Here is a 20,818-nt window from a genome sequence, read left to right on the forward strand (position 1 = left end):
GAGCGGCGCTGGCCATGGGGGCGGCAGCTCTGGCCCTCGCCCCCGGCCTCCGGCGCGCCTTTGCCACCGAACCCGCACGCCGCATCGTCTCGATCGGCGGCGCCGTGACGGAGATCGTGTTCGCGCTGGGCGAGCAGGACCGCCTCGTGGGTCGCGATGCGACGTCGACCCACCCGCCGGAGGCGGAGGCGCTGCCCGATGTCGGCTACATGCGGGCGCTCTCGTCCGAGGGCGTGCTGTCGCTGCGCCCCGACCTGATCGTCGCGGCCGAGGGTGCGGGGCCGCCCGAGGCGGTGGCGTTGCTGCGCGAGGCGGCCGTGCCCTTCGCGACCATCCCCGAGGGCCACGACCGCGCCGCCGTCGCCGCGAAGATCCGCGCCGTGGCCGACGCGCTGGGCGCGCCCGAGCGCGGCGCGGCGCTGGCGGCGGAGGTGGACGCGGCGCTGGCGCGGGCCATGGCGCAGGCGGCGGCGCCGGACGGTCAGTCGCCTGCGCGGGTACTGTTCATCCTGTCGATGCAGGGCGGGCGGGTTCTGGCGTCGGGGCGCGGCACGGGCGCGGATGGAATCATCGCGCTGGCCGGCGCCGTCAACGCCGTGGACGCGTTCGAGGGCTACAAGCCGCTGACCGACGAGGCGGTGATCGCGGCGGCGCCGGACGTGATCCTGATGATGGACCGGGGCGAGGGCCATGAAGCGGCGCGGCGCGACGTGGTCGGCCACGCGGCGCTCGCGCTGACGCCTGCGGCGCGCGCGGGGCGGCTGGTGCGGCTCGACGGGCTGCTGCTGCTTGGCTTCGGCCCGCGCACGCCGCAGGCGATATCAGTGCTGGCTTCGGCGCTGGCCGATGCCGGCTGAGCTGACCGCCGGCGCGCCGCCGCTCGCGGGCGACCGCACCACCCGCGCCCGCGCCGTCACGCTCGGCCTCGCGGCGCTGCTGGCGGCGCTCGCGGCGATCAGCCTCGAGGTCGGCGCGGCCGACGCCTCGTTTCTCGACCTCGCCCGCGCTTGGGCCGGCGGCGCGCCGCTCGATGCGACAAGCCGGGTGGTGCTGCTCGACATCCGCCTGCCGCGGCTGGCGATGGGCGTGCTGGTCGGGGCCGCGCTCGCGGTCTCGGGCGCGGTGATGCAGGGCCTGTTCCGCAATCCACTGGCCGACCCCGGCCTCGTCGGCGTCGGGGCGGGCGCGGGCCTCGGCGCCATCGCCGCCATCGTGCTCGCCGGCCTGCTGCCGCCCGCGATCGGCGGCGCGCTCGGCCATTACGCTACGCCGCTGGCGGCCTTCGCCGGCGGTTGGGTTTCGACGCTGATCCTCTACCGCGTCGCCACCCGGCAGGGGCGCACCTCGGTCGCCGTCATGCTGCTGGCGGGCATCGCGCTAGGCGCGCTGGCGGGCGCGCTGTCGGGCGTGCTGATCTACATGGCCGACGACGCGCAGCTGCGCGACCTGACCTTCTGGGGGCTCGGCTCGCTGGCGGGCGCCAGCTGGACCAAGCTCGCCGCCGCCGCGCCCCTGATCCTCGCCGCGCTGGCCGCAGCCCCGCTGCTGGCGCGGGGGCTGAACGGGCTGGCGCTCGGCGAGGGGGCGGCGATGCATCTCGGCGTGCGGGTGCAGCGCGTGAAGTCGGCGGCGGTGCTCACCGTGGCCGCCGCCGCCGGCGCGGCCGTGGCGGCGTCGGGCGGGATCGGCTTCATCGGCATCGTCGCGCCGCATCTGCTGCGGCTGACCATCGGGCCGGACCACCGCTGGCTGCTGCCGGCCTCGGCGCTGTTCGGCGCGGCGCTGCTGGTCGGGGCCGACATGGTCAGCCGCACGCTGGTCGCGCCGGCGGAACTGCCCATCGGCATCGTCACCGCGGCGGTCGGCGGGCCGTTCTTCCTGTGGATCCTGCTGCGCAACCGCGCGACGCTGGACCTGTGAGCGGGGGCGCGGGCTTTCGCGCCGAGGGGCTGCGGGTGCGGCTCGGCGGCCGCATGGCGCTGGACGGCGCGGATTTCTCGGCGCGCCCCGGTGCGCTGACCGCCATCGTCGGGCCGAACGGCTCCGGCAAGACGACGCTGATGCGGGCGCTCACGGGGGAGCTTTCAGGGCGGGCGATCGCCGCGGGCTGCGTCACGCTCGATGGGCGCCCGCTCGCGCAGCTCGACCCCACGCTCCTCGCGCAGCGCCGCGCGGTGCTGCCGCAGGCGAGCGCGCTGGCCTTCCCGTTCACGGTGCTCGAGGTCGTCCGCCTCGGCGCCGCCGACCCGGCGGCGGCGGTCGCGGCGCTGGCGCAGGTCGGTCTGGCGGGCTTCGGCGGCCGCTTCTACCAGGAGCTGTCGGGCGGCGAGCAGCAGCGCGCGCAGCTCGCCCGCGCGCTGGCGCAGGTGGCGCGCCCCCCGGCCGACGGCGCGGCGCGCTGGCTGCTGCTCGACGAGCCGGTGGCCAGCCTCGACATCCGCCACCAGATCGCGGTGATGCGGCTCGCGCGCGGCTTCGCGCGGTCGGGCGGCGGCGTCATCGCCGTGATGCACGACCTGAACCTTACCGCGCTCTTCGCCGACGCCGTCGCCGTGATGGTCGAGGGCCGGATCGTCGCCGCCGGCCCGCCCGAGGCGGCGCTGACCGACGCGGTGTTGTCCGCCGCTTACGCTTGCGAGCTGCGCGTGAACATGGCGCCGGCCAAGGGCCTCTTCGTCCTGCCCCATGCGCCGGCCGGGGCGCTGTCCTGAGCAGTCGTGGTCGCAAAGGCGACAGCGGATCGCCACGACCAAGTCCTCGGCGCCACAGCCGCTATCGCTGCGATCGGCGGCGAAGCCCCCCTATGAGCAACGTGTTCACCGAGCGGCGGGGGCGGGCGCCGCAGAGAGGGCGCGGCTGCCCGCGTTCGGCGCGCTATCCCGCATCGGGCCGCCGGATGCGGGGGCCTATGGCGGCGAGGATAGCGGTCGCGTCGTAGATGTCGGGTCCATCTGCCGTGGCGTCGGGCAGGAGGCGCACCTCCATGAAGGCGTCATAGCGCGTGACCGGGCGCGCGTCTGCGGGGATGGCGGCTGCGCCCAAGGAGCGCGAGCCGTGAAACGCCGAGCCTGAGCTGAAGTCGCTGCCGACGAAGACACTCGAGCCTCGGAACCGCGTCACCGGCTCGGTTTCCACCGTGACGACCTGGAAGCGCGCCGCGCCCTCATCGCGGGCGATCTCGGCGGCGCGGTGGAGCAGGTAGTCCTCCACTGTGGTGCGCGGGGTGAGGCTGTTGCCCGCGAAGGAGACCCGCCAGCGGTCCGCGGCGACGCGCCGCTCAGCGTAGCCCTCGCGGATACCGTCTGCCGGTTGGTACGCCGTCGGCTGCGCGCAGCCCGCGACGAGGGCGCCGAGAAGTGCGATCAGGATCAGATTTCGCGCTCGGGCTGTCATGCACCTCTCCACCTTGCCGGCGTCGCTTGGAGAATAGAACGCAAGAGCCCCGCGAACGCCTCCTCTGGATGGGTGTCACCGCAGGGTGAAGTCGATCGGCACGACGAAATCCATGGCGCTGCGGCCGGCCTCGGGCGGCATCGGCGGGAAGGGCGCAGCGCGCTGGACGAGATCGAGGATTTCGTTGTCGAGAAGGTCATGCCCCGTGCCGCGTCGCAGCGACGCCGCTACGACACGGCCCTCGGCGTCGAGGGTGAAGGAGAGGCTCCCCTCGCCCTGCTGGCGCCGCGCACGCGCGGCGGCCGGATAGCGCTTCTCGCGCGCGAGGATCGCGGCGATGCGCGCGGCGTAGTCGCGCCGGGCGCCGGGGTCGCCGCCCGTGGTCGCCTGCTCCGCCGCGCCTTCGCCAGCGCGTGGGGTCGCAGCCGTCCCGGCGGCGCCGGCGGCGCCGGCAGGCGCGGCGCGAGCGGTCGTCGCCTGCGGAAGGGGCGCGGCGGCCGGCGCAGCGCGCGATGGGGCCGGTGGCGCGGCGGCCCCACGGGGTGCGGTCCTCGGCGTTTCGAGCCGCGAGGCGACGCGCTCAGCGGGTCGCGCGACAGGTCGCGGCGAGGACGGAGGCGCGGTCGAGGCGATCTCTGGAGCGGGCGCGTTGGGCGCGAGCGCTTCAGCGGTCACCGGCTCTGGCGCGGCGACATCGGCTGCGACTGCGGCCTCGGGCCCGACCGTCGCCACGGCGTCCGGCGGCGCGTCGGTCGCGGGCGGGTCGGCGGCGACGGTCGCCGGTTCGGCCGGCGGCGCGATCGGGGCGGCGGCATCGGCCGTCAACGCGTCGGCGGCGGGCGGCGCGACCGTCGGCGCAGCCGGCGTGGGCGCGACGCTCGGGGCGGCGCTCGGGGCGGCGCTCGGGGCGGCGTCGGCAGGTGCGACGCTTGGGGCCGCCTCTGGCGCAGCGTCCACGACCGTCTCAGCAACGAGGGGCGGCGCCTCGGCTGTCGACGCGCTCAAGGCGGCGTCCGCCGCCGCCCTGACCTCGACCGGCTCCGCTTCCGATCCGAGGTCTGGAGCGGCGTCCGGCGCCGCATCGGGCGGAGCGTCGGCGACGGCGGTCTCGATCGGAGGGGCCGTGGCCGCAGCAGGCGTCGCCGTATCGGTCGCGACGTTGTCCGGCGCGACGCTCTCGGCGTCCTCGGCCGAGACCGGCGCCGCAATTCCGGGCGCGCCACCGTCGGCGCCGAGCGCGACGTCGAGCCCCGCGACGCCGGGCGCCATGGCGCCCGAGGTCGGGGCGGCGCTGAACGCCAGCCACAGCGCGCCCGCGTGCAGCGCGAGTGCGGCGACGGCCCCGAGGCCGATGTGGCTGGCGCGGAGTTCGGTCGTAGGGCCCGACGCGTGGCCAGTCACGGGCCTGGTCCCGGTTTCGGCTCGACCATCAGCCGCGCCTCGCTCACGCCCGCCGCCCGCAGGCTCGCCAGCAGCCGCGCCAGGGCGACACTGTCGGCCGCGCCGTCGGCCTTCACCCGCAGCCGGCGCGCCCCAGAGAGCGCCGCGGGCAGCGCGTCCCACGAGATCTCGGCCCCGTCGAGCGCCAGCCGGCCGTCCGCGGCCACCAGCAGCAGCGGCGCCTCGCCGGGGGCAGGGCCCTCCATCGCCGCGCGGGTCGGCGCGATCTCGAACGGATCGCCCGCCGCCAGCCGGCCGGCGACCATGAAGAAGATCAGCAGCAGGAACACCACGTTGATCAGCGGCAGAACGCCGTCGTCGACGCCACCCGTCCGCCGCCTCGGCTTGCGGCGCCGCATCTCAGCCTCCCGCCGCCAGGGGGGCCGCGCCCGGAACCGACAGCGCGACGTCGCGCGCGCCGGCGGCGGCGAGCAGGTCGAGCGCGTCCACCGTCGCCTGCAGCGGCGTGCCCGGCGCGGGCCGCAGCGCGACGCGGCGCGCGGGGTTCTCCGCCATAAGCGCCGCGATCCGCTCGCGCAGCGCCACCGCCTCGATCGGCCTGCCGGCGAAGGCGAGACCGGAGGCGGAGACGCCGACCAGCACCGAGCCCTCCACGGCGGCGCCCGCGCCGGCCTCGGCGGCGTCAAGGCGCAGCGTGCGCCAGTCGAGAAAGGACGAAGCCAGCATGAAGAACACCAGCAGGATGAACACGACGTCGATCAGCGGCGTGAGGCTGACGGACACCCGCCGACGGGGTCGGCGCGGCGGGGCCGCCCAGCCCTCAGACGCCGCGCAGGGCTGGCGCGGCATGGGCTGGAGCGGATGCGCCGCGCTCCCCCCTCAACGGGATCGGATCGGCCAGCGCGGCGTGGACGGACTGGGCGGCTCCGGAGAAGAAGGCCGCCAGCGTGAGGTCGATCAGGTGCTCCTCGCGCTCCACCCGCCGCTCCAGCCAGTTGACCGCCGCCACCGCCGGGATCGCCACTGCGAGGCCGGCGGCCGTGGTCAGCAGCGCCTCCCAGATGCCGCCCGACAGCACGGCCGGGTCCACCCGCGCGCCGGCGGCCTCCATCTGCGCGAACGCCGCGATCATGCCGAGCACGGTGCCGAAGAGGCCGAGCAACGGCGCGAGCCCAGCGATGGTCTCGAGCGGCCGCATCCAGCCGCGCAGGCCCTCGGTCGCGCGCGCGCCGACGGCCCAGGCGGCCTCCCGCGCGGCTGCCTCGGGCCGGCCTGCGAGCCGCGCCGCCAGCGCCGCGGCCAGCGCGCCGCAGGCCGGCCCGCCGGCGGCCTCCGCCTGCGCCAGCGCCCGCGCCGGGTCGCCATGGGCCGCGATCGCGAGCGCCTCGGCCGCCGCCCGACGCCGTCCCAGCCCGGCGGCGGCGAACTGCGCGAGCTTGGCCAGCAGGATCGCAAGCCCCGTCACCGACATCGCGGCGAGCACCGCGATCACCGGCCCGCCGGCCTCGGCCAGCGCCCAGGCCTGATCGAGCGAGGGGATGCCGAAGGGCCCGGCGATTTCCGCCGCAGCCGGGTCCGTCGCGAGCGGCGAAGCCCCGAGAGCGGCGTCCGCGGCCGGATCGCCCCCGCCCGCGCCGGGCGCCTCCGCAGGGGTGGCGGCGGGCGCGGCTCCCACCCCCGAAGCGGCCGCGTCGCCGGCGGCGGCGCCCGACGCATTCGGCGCGAGGCGCGCCGCCTCGTCCGGCGTGGGCGTCAAGGTCTCCTCGGGCTCCATCGCCGCCCCTCCTACTTCGTGAACGTGAGCGGCGGCCGCGCGACGACCTGCACGGCGTCGAGGCAGGGGCCGTCGCCGCCACAACTCAGCACGTCGTTCAGGAGCGCCGAGCCGATGGCCTCGCAGGCGACGCCTTCTGCGACGAAGGCCTTGACCATCGTTTTCTCGGCGGGCAGCGGCCCCGCCTCCACCGCCAGACGCCGCGCGATCACCCCGTCGCGGTCGAAGAGCACGACGTCGAGGCGCAGGCTCTCATGCGCGAGGCCGCCGAGATTGCGCGCGACGAGATAGGCCTGGCAGCCGCCCTCCCGCGCCTCCAGCTTGTTCAGCTCGATCTCCACGGGCGGCGCGGCGTCCTGCGCGAACGCGGGTCCCGCGCAAACTGTGGTGGCGAGCGCCATGGCGGCGGCGCGGCGGGCAAGCGTCATCGTCGGGGTTTCCCTTCACTATCACTCACAGCGCGACGAGGTGGTTGTCGAGCGCGCCGTCGATGCGCCCGAGCGGCTTGGCGGAGCCGTCGCCGAGCGTCAGCACACGGCCGGCGCCGTCGGTCAGCGCGAAGCCGTCTCCGGCGGGGGCCGCGCCGCAGACATCCGCCGCCTCGACCGCGCGCTTGAAGCCGCGGGCGATGTCGAACACCAGCGCGAGGCCGCCGCGCGGGCCGGTCGCGACCAGTCGCGTTCCGTCGCGCGCGATCGCGACGGAGCCGGCGTAGCCGCGCATCCGCAGGAGCGGCGCCTCGGGCGCGCCCAGCCAGTCGAGCCCCTCTGCGCCGGGCCGCCACAGCGCCGCCAGAGGAGGGGCGGCGCGCAGGTCGCCCTGCCACTGGGCGGCGACCGCCACGGTCCCGTCAGGCGCGACGGCGAGGTGGCGCAGGGAGTTGAGCCGCAGCGCGGGTTCGGGCTCCACGGTCTCGATCAGCGCGCCGTCGCCCATGCGCAGCCGCGCGAGGTTGGGGCGCATGGTGGGCAGGTTGAGCTTCTGCCGGCCGCTGTCGGGATGGGTCAGGATTCCGCCGTTGGCCACGATCAGCGACGCCCCGTCCGGCGCGCGCAGAATCTCGTGCGGGCCGATCCCGCCGCTGTCGAATTCGCCGATCCGCCGCCAGTCGGTCGCGTCCCAGACCCCGATCCGACCGCGGCCGAGGTCATGGGCGTTCTCGCCCGAGAAGAGCAGCGCGCCGTCGGCGGAGAACGCGCCGTGGCCGCTGAAGGCGCGCTCTGGCGGCGCGGTCAGGCGGGCGCGCTCGACGCCTTCGGCGCAGTCGATCACCAGCGCGAAGGCGCCGGGCCGGCGGGCGAAGGCCACGGCGAGCGGCGCCGCAGGATGGGCCGCCGCTGCGTGGCCGCGCCCGGGCAGGGCGAGGTCGAACGCGACGCCGCCGTCCGGACGCAGCCCGATCAGCCGCCAGTCGTCGCGCCCGCGCAGCGCGGCGGAAAGCCACGCCGGGCCGCCGGCGTCGGCCCAGCCGGGCTTCGCCGCGATGGCGGCGGCCCCGGCGAGAAGAGCGCGGCGGGTCAGACCGAGTCCCGGTCCCAAGGTCAGTCCCCGTCCATCGCGTTGAAACCGAGCCCCGCGCCCATGGCCGGGGCCAGCGTCAGGTCATGGAAGGCGCGCAGCAGCGCCAGCTGCTGGCCGAGGCGGCGCAGGGCCGTGCGACCCTCCTCGGTATCGAGCGCCGCGGCGAGCGGGGTCGGCACCGCCTCGGCCGCGGCGCGGGCGGCGGCGAAGCGCCGGTCCGCCTGCTCCGCCGCGTCGGCGTCGAGCAGCGGCAGGAACAGGGTCGCGGCCATCTCCTCGATCGCCGCCAGCGAGAGCGCGACGTTGCGCATCGGCCGGTCGGACCGCCACGCCTCGGCCAGCCGGGGCCGCGGGCCGCGCTCGCCCCCGAGCGGCCGGCCGACGCGCAGCTCGGCCGTCGCCTGCAGCCCGGCGGCGAAGGCCTTGGCCAGCTCCCCCGCCGCCTCCTGCGCCGAGCGGTAGAGCGGGCCGTCGGCCGCGCGCATCCGCGCCGCGTAGTCTCCGCGCCAGTCGACCTCGGCGGCCGCCGCTACAGTGGCGAGATCGGCCGCGATCGCGGTGGCCAGCCGGCAGGGGTAGCCGCCGGGCTCCAGCGCCGGCGCGTCGGCGTCGTAGAGCAGCCAGTCGAGCGCCATCAGGCCCCGCGCCGCCACCGAGACCTCGCCGTAGCCCGCCGGGTCGTCGACAATCGGGTCGGCCTCTGCGATCAGGCGCTTTAGCGCGCGGGGCGTCGCGCCGCGCGCGTCCGGCCAGAAGGCGATGGCGGCGCCGCGGCTGTCGGCCTCCAGCGGGCCGAAGCGCAGGTGACTGACGCCCATCCACGCGTCGAAGGCGCCGTGAAAGGCCGCCCGCACCTCGGCGTCGCCGCCGTCTCCTGCGCAGCGCGCGGCCGCGGCGTCGGACAGCGCCGCCGTCGCCGCCGTCAGCGCGGCAAAGCCCGGCAGGACATGGGCCGACAGCGTCGCCTCCACCCGCGCGGCATAGTCGGGCTCGGCCGCGGCGGGTGCGGCGCAGGCCAGCGCGAGACCGGCGGCGGCGAGGATCAGGCGCATCTACAGCGACTCCAGGAAGCGGATCAGGGCGGCGCGGTCGCCGGGGTCCATCGCGGCGACAGCGTCGCGCGCGCCCTGCGCCTCGCCCCCGTGCCAGAGCACGGCCTCGAGCAGCGTGCGCGCCCGGCCGTCGTGCAGATACGCCTCGACGCCGGAGACTTCGCGCGTCAGCCCGATCCCCCAGAGCGGCGGCGTCCGCCACTCCCGCCCCGTCGCCACGCCGTCCGGGCGGTGGTCGGCGAGGCCGTCGCCCATGTCGTGCAGCAGGAGGTCGGTGTAGGGCCAGATCAGCTGAAAGCTCTGCTCCGGCCGGTCCGCCAGCCGGTGCGTGACGTGCTTGGGCGCATGACAGGACGCGCAGCCTGCGGCGTGAAACATGGCCTTGCCGCGCAGGACCTGCGGATTTTCTGCATCGCGCCGCGCAGGCACGGCCAGATTGCGGCTGTAGAACGCCACGAGGTCGAGCGCGGCTTCGTCGATCTCGTAGCCGTCCTGCTCGGGCTGCGCCCCGTGGGGCGCGGCCCGGCAGGCACCCTGCGCGCCGGTGCAGTCGCCATAGACCGCGGGCCTCAGCGGCGAGGACAGCCCCATGTCGCCCGAGAACGCGTCGGCCGACTGCTCGCGCACCGTGGGCTGGCCGGCCTTCCAGCCGAAGCGGCCCAGCATCGGTCGGTCGAATTCGTGGGACCAGACGACCGAGGCGCGCCCGCTGATCCCGTCGCCGTCCGCGTCCTCGGCGTCGGCCAGCGCGAGGATGTCGGCGGCGGGGATCGCCTCCAGCAGCCCCAGCCCGATCATCGGCGTCGCGATCCGGGCCGAGAGCATCGCGTCGGGCGCGAGCGGACCGTAGGCGGGGTCGTCCACCCGCCATTTCGGCTTGCGCAGGGTCGCAGTCTCCCCGCCCGAAAGCGGAACCGCGATCTCCTCCCAGTCCACCGCCACGCGGCCCTCGGCGTGGTGGCCTGCGACAGCGCGATCCTGGATCTGGCCGCCATAGACCGGGTCGGGCGCGGTCGCGAGCCAGTTTGCGATCTCGTCCTGCAGCGGGTGGCTGTCGGCCGGGACCGAGACGCGCAGCAGCATCGTGGCCGCGTCGTCGTCGGGGCCCGCGGGCGGATGGCCGCGGCCGTCCTTGACATGACAGTTCTGGCAGCCGCGCTCGTTGTAGAGCGGCCCGAGCCCGTCGGAGGCGATGGTCGAGGCCGGCCCCGTCACCCAGGCGCGCCGGAAGAGCCCGTTACCGATGCGGAAATCGAGCTCCTGCGCGAAGCTCAGGTTCTCCGCCGGCCAGCTGAAGGCGTCGGCGTCGGTCGAGCGGCGCGTGGTCGTCGCGCCGCCTGAGTTCTCCTCGAACGGCTCGGGCTTGGAGAAATCGGCCGGCGGCGCGGTGACCGCCGCGACGCGCGCGGCCTCCTCGGCCGTGCGCGGGATCACCTCGAGGTGGGGGTCGTCGCCGATCCCCGCCCCGCCCGGCAATCCGGCCGCGGCGACGTGCGCCGCGGCGAGGGCGAAGATCAGCGCGAGACGCATGGGCTCACTGGAACACCGCCGAGGGGTCGTCGAGGCTGTCGGAGCCCTCGAACGCGATCGGCGTCAGGTCCAGCGCGGCCACGGCGCGCTCGATTTCGCGGGTCTGGGCGATCAGCGCGTCGACGCCCCCCATGACCAGCGCCTCGCCGGCCGCGTTGCCGCGCTCCAGCATCATGTCGTAGCGGAAGCCCGCCTCGGCGGCGGTCTTGATCTCGCCGAGCTTCAGCACCGTCCGGTCAAGCGCGGCGCGCAGGTCGGCGTCCACGCGGGCATCCTTCACCGCCACGAGCTCGGCCGGCGAGGGGCCCTCCACGACCGTCCCGTCGATGCGCACGTAGCGGCCGAGATAGACGTTGCGGATGCCCAAGCCGTCGTAGAAGTGGCTGTTGTGGGTGTTGTCGGCGAAGCAGTCGTGCTCCTCCTCGGGGTCGTTCAGCATCAGCCCCAGCCGCATCCGCTCGCCGGCCTGCTCGCCGTAGCTCAAGCTCCCCATGCCGGTGAAGATCGCGATCACGCCCGCCGCCGGGTCCTCCGCCAGCGTCACGCGGGCTTCGCCGTCCTCGTCCCACTGGTCGGCCATCCACGCGAGGTCGGAGACCAGCAGATCGGTCGCGGCCGTCAGATACTGGCCGCGACGGTCGCAGTTCCCGCCGGTGCAGGCGTCGCCCTGCGCGTAGTCGGTCCAGGGGCGCGCGCCGGCGCCCGGTCCGTGGCCGTTCAGGTCCTGCCCCCAGAGCAGGAACTCGATGGCGTGATAGCCGGTCGCGACGTTCGCCTCCACGCCGTCGGCCTCGTGCAGCACCTCCGTCAGCAGCGCGGCGTCGATCATCGTGGCGTCCACGTTCTCGCCCGACAGCGTGAAGGTCGGGTTGGCGATGACGTTTACGGCCGCGTAGGGGTTGGCGTCGGACGGCCCGCCATAGGCGCCGTCCACGTAGTCGATCAGCCCCTCGTCGAGCGGCCAGGCGTTCACCTTGCCCTCCCAGTCGTCCACGATCGCGTTGCCGAAGCGGAACGCCTCGGTCTGCTGGTAGGGCACGCGCGCCGCCAGCCATGCGGCCTTCGCCGCCTCCAGCGCCTGCGGGGAGGGATCGGCCACAAGCGCGTCAACCGCCGCCTGCAGCGCGCGCGCCGAGGCGTGACTGTCGGAATATGCGGCCTCGGCGATGTCGGCGTAGGTCTGCACCACCGAGGCGGGCTCGGCGGCGACGGCGGGCGCGCCGCCGGTCAGGATGGCGCCGAGGGCGACGGCGCGGAGAGGGATTCGGATCATGCGGGCTCCTCCTGTTTACGGGCAGCTTATTCCTTACTGAAACGCTCGACAACCGCACCGGCGCGATAGACTCGCAGTTCTGGCGCTGCCCGGCGACGCACCCGCCGTTGGCGCAGCCAGACGAGCAGGCTGGTCACCGTAAGCGCCGCGACGCCGACCACGGCCGTCGTCGCCCGCCAGACCGGGCCCAGCGCCGCGCCGTAGTGCAGCACCTGCAGCCAGTGGGTGACCGTGCGCCCGGCGCCGTCGCCGATCGGGAACTCCGCGCCCAGCGGCTCGGCGGTGCGCGCGTCGCACCATACGGTCGAGGCCGGATAGAGCGGCCCCGCGTCGCGGTCGGTCAGCGCGATGTAGGCGTAGACCCCGGTGTGCCCGTCGTAGTCGAGCCGGTGCGGCCGATGCACGACCGCGCCCGAAAGCCGTATGGGCGCCTTCCCGCGTCCCGGGGACGGGGTGTGGGAACTCTGGTGTATCGGCCCCGTGGCCCGGAGCACGGCGCGTATCTCCGCCTCGACCGCGCGGTTCGAGACGCCGTGGCGCGCGGCGATCGCGCGGTAGGGTGCGCCGCGCAGCCGGGCCGCGAGCAGCATGTCGCGCCGGCGCGGCGGCATCGCAGCGACGGCCTGTGCGAGCCGCCGTAGGTCGTCGCGATGGATCGCCGCGGCCTCGGGATCGGGCGCCGTCGCCGACAGCGCCGCGCCGGCGTCGCGCGCGAAATCTGTCCGCCGCCGCCGCGCCCGCGAACGATCGGCGCCGAGTTTGGCGACAATCCGCCGGAGATAGGCGACTGGATTACGCCGTGCCGCCGCGGCGTTCGCCGCGAAGCGCAGCCACGCCGCCCGCGTCAGGTCCTGCACCTCGGCCGCGCAGCCGGTGCGGCGCGCGAGGGTCTTGACGGAGCGGCACCGTTTCGCAGTGAAGACGGCCAGAAGGTCGTTCACGTCCCCGCTCATGCGCCGCGCGCGCTCCCATCGCTTCTCCGGTCCGGCTTGCGGCGGATTAGGTCCTCGCTGGCTCGGCACAACGCGCGATGGCGCGCAACGCGATCTCGCGCCGAGGCCGACGCCACTCGGGAGGCGGCCGGGCCCGTCAGTCGCGCCGCGCGGCGACCGTCGGGCGAACGCCGCGCGACGGCGGCTCAGCCTCGGCCGGCCCGGACCGCCGCGCGCCGAGGCCTGCGGCGCGGCGCGCGATCCGTCGCCATGTCGGCGGATCGACGGCCACGAGCGCCCAGCCGCCGCAGGACAGCGCGCCGAGCCAGATTGCGAATCCCGCCCAGTCGCCGGCGAGGGCGAGCGCGCCGCCAGGGCCGAACAGCATGATCCGCGCCGCGTGCCCGTGGCGCGCGGCGCGATGCGGCGACAGGCCGAAGGCGCGGCGGCGCTTGGCGTCGGTCGCAGCCAGATGGGCGAGGCCCGCCGCGCTGATCAGGACGCCGACGACCGCGGCCACGTCTCAGAACCGCACGTCGACGAAGGCGCCGACGGTAAGCGGCTCGCCCGCGCGGACCACCCCGCTGTCGAAGCGCGAGGTGGCGTAGTCCTCGTCCAGCAGATTGCGCACGTAGAGCGTACCCGTCACTGGCCCCTCGCCGTAGCTCAACTGGGCGTTGACGAGAAAGCGGCTGTCGGTCGTCTCGCCGGGGCGGTTCGCGGTGGTGCTGAACTCCTCGGCCGTGTAGGAGACGTCGGCCGCGAGCCTGAAGCCGTTGCGGAAATCATAGGCGGCGCCCGCCGCGCCGGTGAAGCGGGGCGCGTTCGGGAATTCGTTGCCGGTGAAGTCCACGCCGCCGCTGCGGAAGTCGGTGAACTCGGTCTCGATGTAGCCGAGCGAACCGAACACGGTGAGACCGTCGCTCACGTCCGCGTCCATGCTCAGTTCGCCGCCGAAGAGCCGTGAGGTTCCGGCGTTGACCGTGTCCACATCGAGGATGTTGCCGCTCGGCCCCGAAACCTCGACCTGCTGGTCCTCCCAGTCGGTGTAGAAGGCGTTCGCGGCGACGCGCACACGCCCGCCCATCAGCGCAGCCCGCACGGCCAGTTCGTAGTTCCAAGTGTATTCCGGGTCGAACACGCTCACGACGCCGGTGAAGTTGTTGAGCGCGGCGCCGCCCGAGCGATAGCCGCGCTGCACGGTGAACGAGGTCGCGAGGTCCTCGGTCCAGTCGTAAGTCAGGCCCAGCTTGGGCAGGAACGCCGTGAAGTCCTCCGTGGTGCGGAAGTCGCTGTCCGGAGGGATCAGCGCCTGGAACTCGGGCGGCAGGAACGCGACCGGGGGCGTGGTGCGCACGTTCTCGCGCGAGATCACCGTCACCTCCTCGACATCGTAGCGTGCGCCTGCGGTCAGCGTCAGTCCCGGCGCGAGCGCGTCGAGCGGCACGTCGACCTCGCCGAACAGCGCAAAGTTCTCGACCTCGGCGCCGAAGGTGTTGCGCCGCTCCACGGTCACGAGGCCTGGCGGGATGGGGCCGACCACCGAGGCGTCGAAGGTCGCGATCGGCGGGATTTCGCTGTCGGTGGACGTGTAGAAGGCGCCCACCACGCCGGACAGCGCCTCGAAATCGAACCGCAGGCGCAGGTCCTGCTCGAACGCGCTGAGGTCGCCGTCGCGCGAGGTGAAGCCAAGGTCCTGCGGCCCGCCGTCGAAATCCTCGGAGCGGACATAGTCGTCCTGCAGGTAGGAGGTCTCGGCTTCCAACGTCAGCCGGTCGGTCACGTCCCACGTCGCGCGCAGCCCGAAGATGTCGATCGTCGAACCCTCCTCGGCGCGCCGATTGGAGAAGTTTAGGCGCTGGCCGGGGAACTCGGCGGCGGAGATCGAGTCCTCGCCGCCGCTGTTGTCGGAGCGGCTGTAGGAGAGCACGGCGCTGACGTCCTCGGTCGGGTCGAAGCGCAGCTTCGCGCGCAGCGTGCGCATCTCCTGCGCGTCGTAGTCGTCGATGCCGAGAGTGGGGTTCTCGACCCAGCCGTCGGTCCGGAAGGCGTCGCCGGAGACCCGCAGCGCGAGCGTCTCGTCGATCAGGGGCACATTGGCCGCGACCGAGGCGCGGCGGGTCGCGCGCGAGCCCAGTTCGCCGCGCGCCTTGAACTCCTGCTCGAAAGTCGGGTCCTTGGAGCGTATCACGATGGCGCCGGCCAGCGCGTTGCGGCCCTGCTGGGTGGACTGCGGGCCGCGCAGCACCTCGACCTGTTCGAGGTCCCAGGTCGAGTAGGGGCCGAAGAAGGTCGACTGGTTCCCCGGCAGGGCGACGCCATCCACCTGGACGGAGATGGTCTGGCCGGCGCCGCCGCCGCCGACGCCGCGCTGGTCGATCCCGCGGATCGCGAAACCCTGCCGTCCGTTGCTCGCCGTAACGTTCGGCGTGCGCTCGATCAGACCGTAGACGTCGCGCTCGCCGCGCCGCTCAAGATCCTCGCCTGTGGCGATCGCCACAGAGGTCGGCGTGTCGAACAGGGTCCGGCGCTGGAGCTCGCCGGTCACCACGATTGGGGCGAGGACGAGCGCGCCGTTGTCCTGGGCGCGGGCGAGCGGAGCCGACAGCGCAACGGCGGTCGCGGACAGGGCGAGGCATGAGGGTCGAAGGCGCATGACGGCGAGGCTTTCCGGACTTCAGCGGGTGTGTGGCTGGCTCGCTGACCCGCCGGATCGCGGGGCCGTCTTGCTGACTGGATAAAACACGATCGTTTTAGTAAGGAAAAGGGGCTGGGCGTCTGACGCCCGTAGCCAGATCGGGGAGCGGGCGGGACATGACGCGGGACGGCGCGACATCCACGGACGGCGGGTGGTTCGAACGCCGGGCGGCGGTGGCGCGGGCGCTGCTGGCCGGGCCGGTCGCGCTGCTGCTCGCGGTGCTGTCCATGGCGGCGGCCCCGCTGGTGCTGCCGCCGGGGCGCGGGGGCGTCGATCACCTCGTGCTGCCAGTGGTCGCGTTCCCGCTGATCTGGGCGGCGGCGGTGCTCTACCCAGTCATGACCGCCCGGCCCGGCCGCGCGGCGGCGGCGATGGGCGCGATCCTCGCGCTGGAACTCGCGATCGTCATGTCCGCCCTTCTCTGAACGGAGCCTGCGCCGATGCTGTCGCCTTCGGTCACCAAGCGTCTGATCGCCCTGCATGGCTGGTCGGGCACGGTCCTGTCGATCCTGCTCTACGTCGTCATGCTCACCGGCGCGGTGATCGTGTTCGATGACGAGATCCTGCGCTGGTCGCGCGACGCGGCGCCGCCGCAGGCGCTGATCGACCGTCCGATCCATGCCGACGTGGCGGCGCTCGCCGCGCGCGTGCCGCCAGCGCTGCGCGGGGAGGTGCTCATCGCCGGCCATTCCAGCGGCCACCGCCGCGTCGCCTTCACCGGGCGGGGACCGGCCGACGCCGAGCCCATGACGGCGGAGTTCCTGCTGGATCGGGACGGCGCCGTGGTCCGGCGCCTCGACGCGCCCACCGACGACCTGCGACGGGCCGACCCGCACATGGCGCTCGAGCGGTTCATCGTCGATCTGCACGTGCAGCTGCACCTGCCCGCGCCTTGGGGGCTCTACGCCACGGGCGTGCTCGGCCTGACCATGCTGGTCGCCGCGATCTCGGGGGCGCTGATCCACCGGCACCTTGTGCGCGACGCCTTTCTGGCGCGGCGGCCGGGCGGGCGCGTCGCCTCGGCGCGCGATGCGCATGTGCTGGCGGGGGTCTGGGGCCTGCCCTTCGCCGCGCTTCTCGCCTTCACTGGGGCGTTTCTCAGCTTCGCGTTGTCGCTTGGGCTGCCGATCGTGGCGATGGTCGCCTTCGGCGGCGACCAGCGGCAGGCGCTCGAGGCGGTGCTCGGCGCGCCTCGCGCGGCCGACGCGGCGCCGGGGCCGCTCGCCGACCTCGACGCGATCGTGGCCGACGCAGCGCGCCGCGCCGACGCCGAGCCGCTGGCCGTGACGGTCGAGGACTACGGCGCGCGCGGGGCCGAGGTGCGCGTGATCCACGCCCCCGCCTCGGGCGCGCTGACCGGCGCGACGCTGGTCTACGACGGCGCGACGGGCGGCTTCGTGCGCGAGCACGTTCTCGTCGGCGCGGCCCCGTCGCTCGGCTCGGCGCTGGTCTCGCTCGCGGCGCCGCTGCATTTCGGGACCTTCGCAGGGCTGCTCTCGCGCGCCGTCTGGGCCGGCCTCGGGGCCGCGATGACCTACGCCGTCGTGAGCGGGGTCGACCTGTGGCTGCGCCGGCGCGAGGGCGACCAGTTCTGGGCTGTCTGTCGACGCGCGATGGTCTGCGTCGTCTGGGGCCTGCCCTTCGCGATGGCCTGCGCCGCTGTCGCGTTCTTCGCAACGGTCGGCGTCGGGACGCCATGGACGGCCACGCCCGCCGGGTTTCTCACCGGGTGCGCCCTTGCGGTCGGCTGGACCTGCCTCGCTCGGCGGGGAGACGCCGCCGCGCTCGGCCGGGACCTGCGCGCGGCCGCCGGCGCTGCGCTGTTGGTCCTGCCGCTCATCCGCGTCGCTGCGGGCGGCGCGGGCTGGCCGGATGCGCTGTGGACGCGCGATCCCGCCGTCGCCGGGATCGATCTCGCAGTCGCTCTCCTTGGGCTGTGGCTCCTCGCCCCCGCCCTGCGCGCCGCCGGCGAGGCCGCCTTCGCCGCGGCGCGGCGGAGCGGGGCGGTTCAAGCGGCGCGAAACAGGGCGAAGGGTGCGAGCGCCCCGCCCGACTGAGGATGGACGAAGGAGCCCTCAGCCGCCAGGGCCGCCGTCGCGGCCATCGAAGCGCACGCGGCCGGTCTCCCGCGCCCGTCCGCGCAGGGCCGACGGCGGCGCGCCATGGCGGCGGGCGAAGGCGGTAGCGAAGTTCGCGGCATGGTCGTACCCGGCGAGTGCCGCGGCCTCGGCGACGGTGACGGCCCGCTCCTCCAAGGCGCGCCGCGCGACGTCGAGCGCGACGGCGCGCTGGAAGGCGATGACCGAGCCGCCATAGGCGTTGCGGAAGCGCCGCTGAAGCACGCTGGGCGACATGCCGACCGCACGGGCGATCTCGCGGAGCGACGGGCGGGAGACGGCCGTGCGCTCGATATGGGCGCGGGCCACCTCCAGCCGCGGTGGCGGACCACCCGGCGGCCACGCCTCTCCAAGCCGCTCGCCGAGCGACGCCAGAGCCTCGATCGCGAAGCGCTCGCGCGCCAGGAAGGCGCCCAGACCATTGGCGGGCGCCGCGCGCAGGTGATTGGCCGCGGCGACCGCCAGCGCAGGCGCGGCGGGACATACGGTGGGCGCCGCCCAGCCCTCCAGCGCCGCCGACATCGCTGGCGACAGAGCCTCAGCTGCGAGCCAGCCCTGCGGCACGCCGAGCTGCACTTTCACCGCGCCGGCTCCGCCCCGATCGACGCGCACGACGTCGACCGCGTCGGGCGCCGACCAGAACACTGCGACCGGACCCTCGCGCGCCTCCACGGCGAACTCGGCGCCGTCGAGCGCCATCTCCAGCCGTCCCGACAGCAGTACCGCGAGCCGGGCGCCGGGCGGCGCGAGAAACCGGGCCTCGGCCGTCCGCGCCCCGCGCCATGCGCTGGCGTGCACCGTCAACCCCGCGGCCGTGCGCTCTAAGCTGAGGTCGTCGCGCGCGGCCGCCAACCCCGCCGTTTCGCAAGACGTGAACGGCGCAGCCGCGGCGGGGCGAGGGGGCGGGCGATGTCGCGCTGATCGCAAAGGTCTTCGCTCCCTTCGCAGTGGTCCGGGGCCTATCGCCCGATCATCACCTTTGGAAAACTGAGTGAAACAATCAAGAATCATTTTGGATGCTGCCATGCCCCGAGTCCTCTCACGCCCAAGCCTGACCGCGCCCCTTATGCTGCTGATAGCGCCCGCCGTCTCCGCCGCGCAGGAGGCCGTCATGCTCGACGCGATCACCGTCGAGGGCGACGCAGGCGTCGTGACCGAATCGACAGGCTCGTTCACGACCAACGAGGCGACCGTCGGCGGCGAGCAGCCGCAGCGGCTGCGCGATGTGCCGCAGACTGTGTCAGTGCTCACCCGCGGGGCGCTGGACGCGATCGGCGCCACAAGCATCGAGCAGGCCTCGCGGCTGCTGCCCGGCCTGTCCGAGGCCACCGGAGACGGCTTCGTGGGCTCGCTCTACGCGCGCGGACAGGAGGTGTTCCAGTACTACGTCGATGGCGCCCCGCGACCGTTCCCGAGCATCTACGGCACGGCGCCGGACCTCTTGTTCTTCGACCGGCTGGAGGTGATGTCCGGCCCGTCGGGCGTGTTCCAGGGGTCAGGCGAGCCCGTTGGCACGATCAACCTGGTGCGTAAGCGCCCAACCGCGGCGCCGCTGTTCGGGGGCGCGGTGATCGGCGACACGCTCGGCGGCTATCGCGCCGAGGCCGAGGCCTCCGGCGCGCTGAGCGGGAACGGCGCGGTGCGTGGGCGCGTCGCCGCCTTCGGGCAGCATCTCGAGAGCAACGTCGACGTCACCGAGAAGGACGGCGTCGGCGCCTTCGCCACGCTGGAGGCCGACCTCTCTGACCGGCTCACCGTCGCGACCGGTGGCATCGTCGAGCGTTCGGAGACGCTGCGCTTCAGCGGCCTGCCGACCTTCACCGACGGCGGCCTGCTCGAAGTCCCGCGCAGCACCTTCATCGGCTCCACTGACAACTCGGCCGACATCCCGACCCGGGAGGCCTTCGCCGAGGCGGAATACGCCTTCGACCATGGTGGCGTGCTGAAGCTCACGGGGCGCGTGTTCGACCAGGACGCCGACCTGCGCAACCTGCTCGGCTCAGGTCCGGTCGATCGCGCGACCGGCGATTTCCCGGTGTTCTGGTTCGCGCGCGACTTCGAGCAGACCGCATGGTACGGCGACGCCAACCTGACCTCGCCGCACAGTGTCGCGGGCATGCCGCTCGAAGTCGTCGTCGGAGCGGACTATCGCCGCATCGAACAGGGGTTCCAGCAGAACTTCGACTTCTCGCCGGGCGTCGCCAACATCGCGACATTCGATCCCTCGGCCTATCCGGTTCCGGACTTCACGTTCCCCGGCGTCGGGCCGGGCTTTCGCCTCAACACCGAGACGGAGACCGACGAGTTCGGTGTCTATGCCCAGGGCAGGATCTCGGTGACGCCGCGTTTCAAGATCAACGCGGGGGCCCGCTACTCGATCTACGACAGCGTCTCCCGCGACACGGGGCGCGGAACGCGCCAGGACGTTTCAGAGACCCAGGTCGCGCCCTACTTCGGCGCGACCTATGACGTGCTCGACACTGTCACCGCCTACGGCTCCTTCGCCGAGATCTTTCAGCCGCAGACCGAGACCGACGCGAGCGGCGCCGTCCTGCGGCCGCGCGTCGGCCGTCAGGTCGAGATCGGACTCAAGTCGGAGCATTTCGGCGGCGCGCTGACAGCGCAGGGCGCCTGGTACTTCATCCGCGACGAGAACCGCGCCACGCCCGATCCGATCAATGTCGGGGCCTTCGTCGCGAATGGCGAAGCCGACACGCAGGGGGTCGAGTTCCTCGTGAGCGGCAGCCCGCTCGAAGATTTCGACGTGATCGCCGGCTACGCCTACGTCGACACCGACCTCGAGAACGATCCGACTCCGGCGAACTCCTTCAGCCTGTTCGGTCGATACAGCTTCGAGGCCGGGACGGTCGCGGGCCTGAGCCTCGGGGCGGGCGTCCGCGCGGTCTCTGGCTTCGACAACCGCGACGGCACCGTGACGATCGAGGCACCGGGTTACGCAGTGGTCGACGCGATGGCGTCCTACGCCATCACCGACGCGGTTGCGCTTCAGCTAAACGTGACCAACCTCTTCGACCGCACCTATGTCGAGCGGGTCAACACCACGGCGCGCGGCACATACTTCGGCGAGCCGCTGACGGCGACCCTGCGACTTTCGGCGCGGTTCTGA

Annotated in this window: 20 protein-coding genes; 6 read left to right on the plus strand and 14 right to left on the minus strand. The window is 74.3% G+C overall.

Annotated elements, in window-relative coordinates:
- The first annotated feature begins 14 nt into the window (after positions 1-14).
- The 3 genes from BLW43_RS18030 to BLW43_RS18040 are packed head-to-tail and all read left to right on the plus strand — an operon-like array spanning position 15 to position 2,711.
- The gene (locus BLW43_RS18030; protein WP_093255654.1) at positions 15-857 is read left to right on the plus strand and encodes a heme/hemin ABC transporter substrate-binding protein; all 843 of its coding nucleotides are present in this window, start codon (positions 15-17) and stop codon (positions 855-857) included.
- Positions 847-1,920 (plus strand): FecCD family ABC transporter permease, encoded by a 1,074-nt coding sequence (locus BLW43_RS18035; RefSeq protein WP_093255592.1) that lies wholly within the window; start codon positions 847-849, stop codon positions 1,918-1,920. The genes BLW43_RS18030 and BLW43_RS18035 overlap by 11 nt, the downstream gene beginning before the upstream one ends.
- The gene (locus tag BLW43_RS18040) at positions 1,917-2,711 is read left to right on the plus strand and encodes a heme ABC transporter ATP-binding protein (protein WP_425441194.1); all 795 of its coding nucleotides are present in this window, start codon (positions 1,917-1,919) and stop codon (positions 2,709-2,711) included. The genes BLW43_RS18035 and BLW43_RS18040 overlap by 4 nt, the downstream gene beginning before the upstream one ends.
- Positions 2,712-2,874: 163 nt before the next feature.
- Here the strand turns inward: BLW43_RS18040 and BLW43_RS18045 are convergent, their stop codons facing one another.
- The 13 genes from BLW43_RS18045 to BLW43_RS18105 form a co-directional block, all read right to left on the minus strand.
- A complete protein-coding gene (locus BLW43_RS18045) occupies positions 2,875-3,393 on the minus strand; it encodes a CC0125/CC1285 family lipoprotein (RefSeq protein WP_093255594.1) in 519 nt (172 codons plus the stop codon).
- A 75-nt stretch (positions 3,394-3,468) separates the two neighbouring features.
- The gene (locus BLW43_RS23710; protein WP_093255595.1) at positions 3,469-4,794 is read right to left on the minus strand and encodes an energy transducer TonB family protein; all 1,326 of its coding nucleotides are present in this window, start codon (positions 4,792-4,794) and stop codon (positions 3,469-3,471) included.
- Complete coding sequence (locus BLW43_RS18055) at positions 4,791-5,192, minus strand: ExbD/TolR family protein (RefSeq protein ID WP_093255597.1); 402 nt, start codon at positions 5,190-5,192, stop codon at positions 4,791-4,793. Before BLW43_RS18055 ends, BLW43_RS23710 begins: the two co-directional genes overlap by 4 nt.
- A gap of 1 nt (position 5,193) precedes the next feature.
- A complete protein-coding gene (locus tag BLW43_RS18060; protein ID WP_217632227.1) occupies positions 5,194-5,577 on the minus strand; it encodes an ExbD/TolR family protein in 384 nt (127 codons plus the stop codon).
- A 37-nt stretch (positions 5,578-5,614) separates the two neighbouring features.
- The gene (locus BLW43_RS18065; RefSeq protein WP_093255599.1) at positions 5,615-6,568 is read right to left on the minus strand and encodes a MotA/TolQ/ExbB proton channel family protein; all 954 of its coding nucleotides are present in this window, start codon (positions 6,566-6,568) and stop codon (positions 5,615-5,617) included.
- Between the two features lie 11 nt (positions 6,569-6,579).
- Positions 6,580-6,996 (minus strand): hypothetical protein, encoded by a 417-nt coding sequence (locus BLW43_RS18070; RefSeq protein ID WP_093255601.1) that lies wholly within the window; start codon positions 6,994-6,996, stop codon positions 6,580-6,582.
- 25 nt (positions 6,997-7,021) lie between these two features.
- Positions 7,022-8,107, minus strand: a complete 1,086-nt coding sequence (locus BLW43_RS18075) for a DUF1513 domain-containing protein (RefSeq protein WP_093255602.1) — start codon at positions 8,105-8,107, stop codon at positions 7,022-7,024.
- Between the two features lie 2 nt (positions 8,108-8,109).
- Entirely contained in the window at positions 8,110-9,141 is a 1,032-nt protein-coding gene (locus tag BLW43_RS18080; protein WP_093255603.1) for an imelysin family protein, read from the minus strand.
- Positions 9,142-10,671: a di-heme oxidoreductase family protein gene (locus BLW43_RS18085; RefSeq protein ID WP_093255604.1), complete on the minus strand. Its 1,530-nt coding sequence runs from the start codon at positions 10,669-10,671 to the stop codon at positions 9,142-9,144.
- Between the two features lie 4 nt (positions 10,672-10,675).
- Positions 10,676-11,944, minus strand: coding sequence for an imelysin family protein (locus BLW43_RS18090; RefSeq protein WP_093255605.1), 1,269 nt, complete (start codon positions 11,942-11,944; stop codon positions 10,676-10,678).
- Between the two features lie 26 nt (positions 11,945-11,970).
- Positions 11,971-12,897: a sigma factor-like helix-turn-helix DNA-binding protein gene (locus BLW43_RS18095; protein ID WP_093255606.1), complete on the minus strand. Its 927-nt coding sequence runs from the start codon at positions 12,895-12,897 to the stop codon at positions 11,971-11,973.
- Between the two features lie 136 nt (positions 12,898-13,033).
- Complete coding sequence (locus tag BLW43_RS18100; RefSeq protein ID WP_093255608.1) at positions 13,034-13,396, minus strand: hypothetical protein; 363 nt, start codon at positions 13,394-13,396, stop codon at positions 13,034-13,036.
- 3 nt (positions 13,397-13,399) lie between these two features.
- The gene (locus BLW43_RS18105; protein ID WP_093255609.1) at positions 13,400-15,532 is read right to left on the minus strand and encodes a TonB-dependent receptor; all 2,133 of its coding nucleotides are present in this window, start codon (positions 15,530-15,532) and stop codon (positions 13,400-13,402) included.
- A 158-nt stretch (positions 15,533-15,690) separates the two neighbouring features.
- Here BLW43_RS18105 and BLW43_RS18110 point away from each other — a divergent pair, with 158 nt between their 5' ends.
- Positions 15,691-15,999 (plus strand): hypothetical protein, encoded by a 309-nt coding sequence (locus BLW43_RS18110; protein ID WP_093255610.1) that lies wholly within the window; start codon positions 15,691-15,693, stop codon positions 15,997-15,999.
- Between the two features lie 15 nt (positions 16,000-16,014).
- Positions 16,015-17,631 (plus strand): PepSY-associated TM helix domain-containing protein, encoded by a 1,617-nt coding sequence (locus tag BLW43_RS18115; protein ID WP_093255612.1) that lies wholly within the window; start codon positions 16,015-16,017, stop codon positions 17,629-17,631.
- 18 nt (positions 17,632-17,649) lie between these two features.
- Here BLW43_RS18115 and BLW43_RS18120 read toward each other — a convergent pair whose 3' ends face one another.
- Complete coding sequence (locus tag BLW43_RS18120) at positions 17,650-18,543, minus strand: helix-turn-helix transcriptional regulator (RefSeq protein WP_139284136.1); 894 nt, start codon at positions 18,541-18,543, stop codon at positions 17,650-17,652.
- A gap of 214 nt (positions 18,544-18,757) precedes the next feature.
- On the opposite strand from BLW43_RS18120, the gene BLW43_RS18125 reads away from it, so the two are divergent.
- Complete coding sequence (locus tag BLW43_RS18125) at positions 18,758-20,818, plus strand: TonB-dependent siderophore receptor (protein ID WP_175478988.1); 2,061 nt, start codon at positions 18,758-18,760, stop codon at positions 20,816-20,818.

The organism is Rubrimonas cliftonensis, assembly GCF_900107585.1.
GTDB lineage: Bacteria > Pseudomonadota > Alphaproteobacteria > Rhodobacterales > Rhodobacteraceae > Rubrimonas > Rubrimonas cliftonensis.

Excerpts from the sequence above, each read along its gene's own strand:
- BLW43_RS18055 (WP_093255597.1), bottom strand. The coding sequence starts at position 5,192 with ATGCGGCGCCGCAAGCCGAGGCGGCGGACGGGTGGCGTCGACGACGGC.
- BLW43_RS18070 (WP_093255601.1), bottom strand. The coding sequence starts at position 6,996 with ATGACGCTTGCCCGCCGCGCCGCCGCCATGGCGCTCGCCACCACAGTT.
- BLW43_RS18035 (WP_093255592.1), top strand. The coding sequence starts at position 847 with ATGCCGGCTGAGCTGACCGCCGGCGCGCCGCCGCTCGCGGGCGACCGC.
- BLW43_RS18080 (WP_093255603.1), bottom strand. The coding sequence starts at position 9,141 with ATGCGCCTGATCCTCGCCGCCGCCGGTCTCGCGCTGGCCTGCGCCGCA.
- BLW43_RS18090 (WP_093255605.1), bottom strand. The coding sequence starts at position 11,944 with ATGATCCGAATCCCTCTCCGCGCCGTCGCCCTCGGCGCCATCCTGACC.
- BLW43_RS18095 (WP_093255606.1), bottom strand. The coding sequence starts at position 12,897 with ATGAGCGGGGACGTGAACGACCTTCTGGCCGTCTTCACTGCGAAACGG.
- BLW43_RS18085 (WP_093255604.1), bottom strand. The coding sequence starts at position 10,671 with ATGCGTCTCGCGCTGATCTTCGCCCTCGCCGCGGCGCACGTCGCCGCG.
- BLW43_RS18105 (WP_093255609.1), bottom strand. The coding sequence starts at position 15,532 with ATGCGCCTTCGACCCTCATGCCTCGCCCTGTCCGCGACCGCCGTTGCG.
- BLW43_RS18110 (WP_093255610.1), top strand. The coding sequence starts at position 15,691 with ATGACGCGGGACGGCGCGACATCCACGGACGGCGGGTGGTTCGAACGC.
- BLW43_RS18045 (WP_093255594.1), bottom strand. The coding sequence starts at position 3,393 with ATGACAGCCCGAGCGCGAAATCTGATCCTGATCGCACTTCTCGGCGCC.
- BLW43_RS18065 (WP_093255599.1), bottom strand. The coding sequence starts at position 6,568 with ATGGAGCCCGAGGAGACCTTGACGCCCACGCCGGACGAGGCGGCGCGC.
- BLW43_RS18030 (WP_093255654.1), top strand. The coding sequence starts at position 15 with ATGGGGGCGGCAGCTCTGGCCCTCGCCCCCGGCCTCCGGCGCGCCTTT.
- BLW43_RS18125 (WP_175478988.1), top strand. The coding sequence starts at position 18,758 with ATGCTGCTGATAGCGCCCGCCGTCTCCGCCGCGCAGGAGGCCGTCATG.
- BLW43_RS18115 (WP_093255612.1), top strand. The coding sequence starts at position 16,015 with ATGCTGTCGCCTTCGGTCACCAAGCGTCTGATCGCCCTGCATGGCTGG.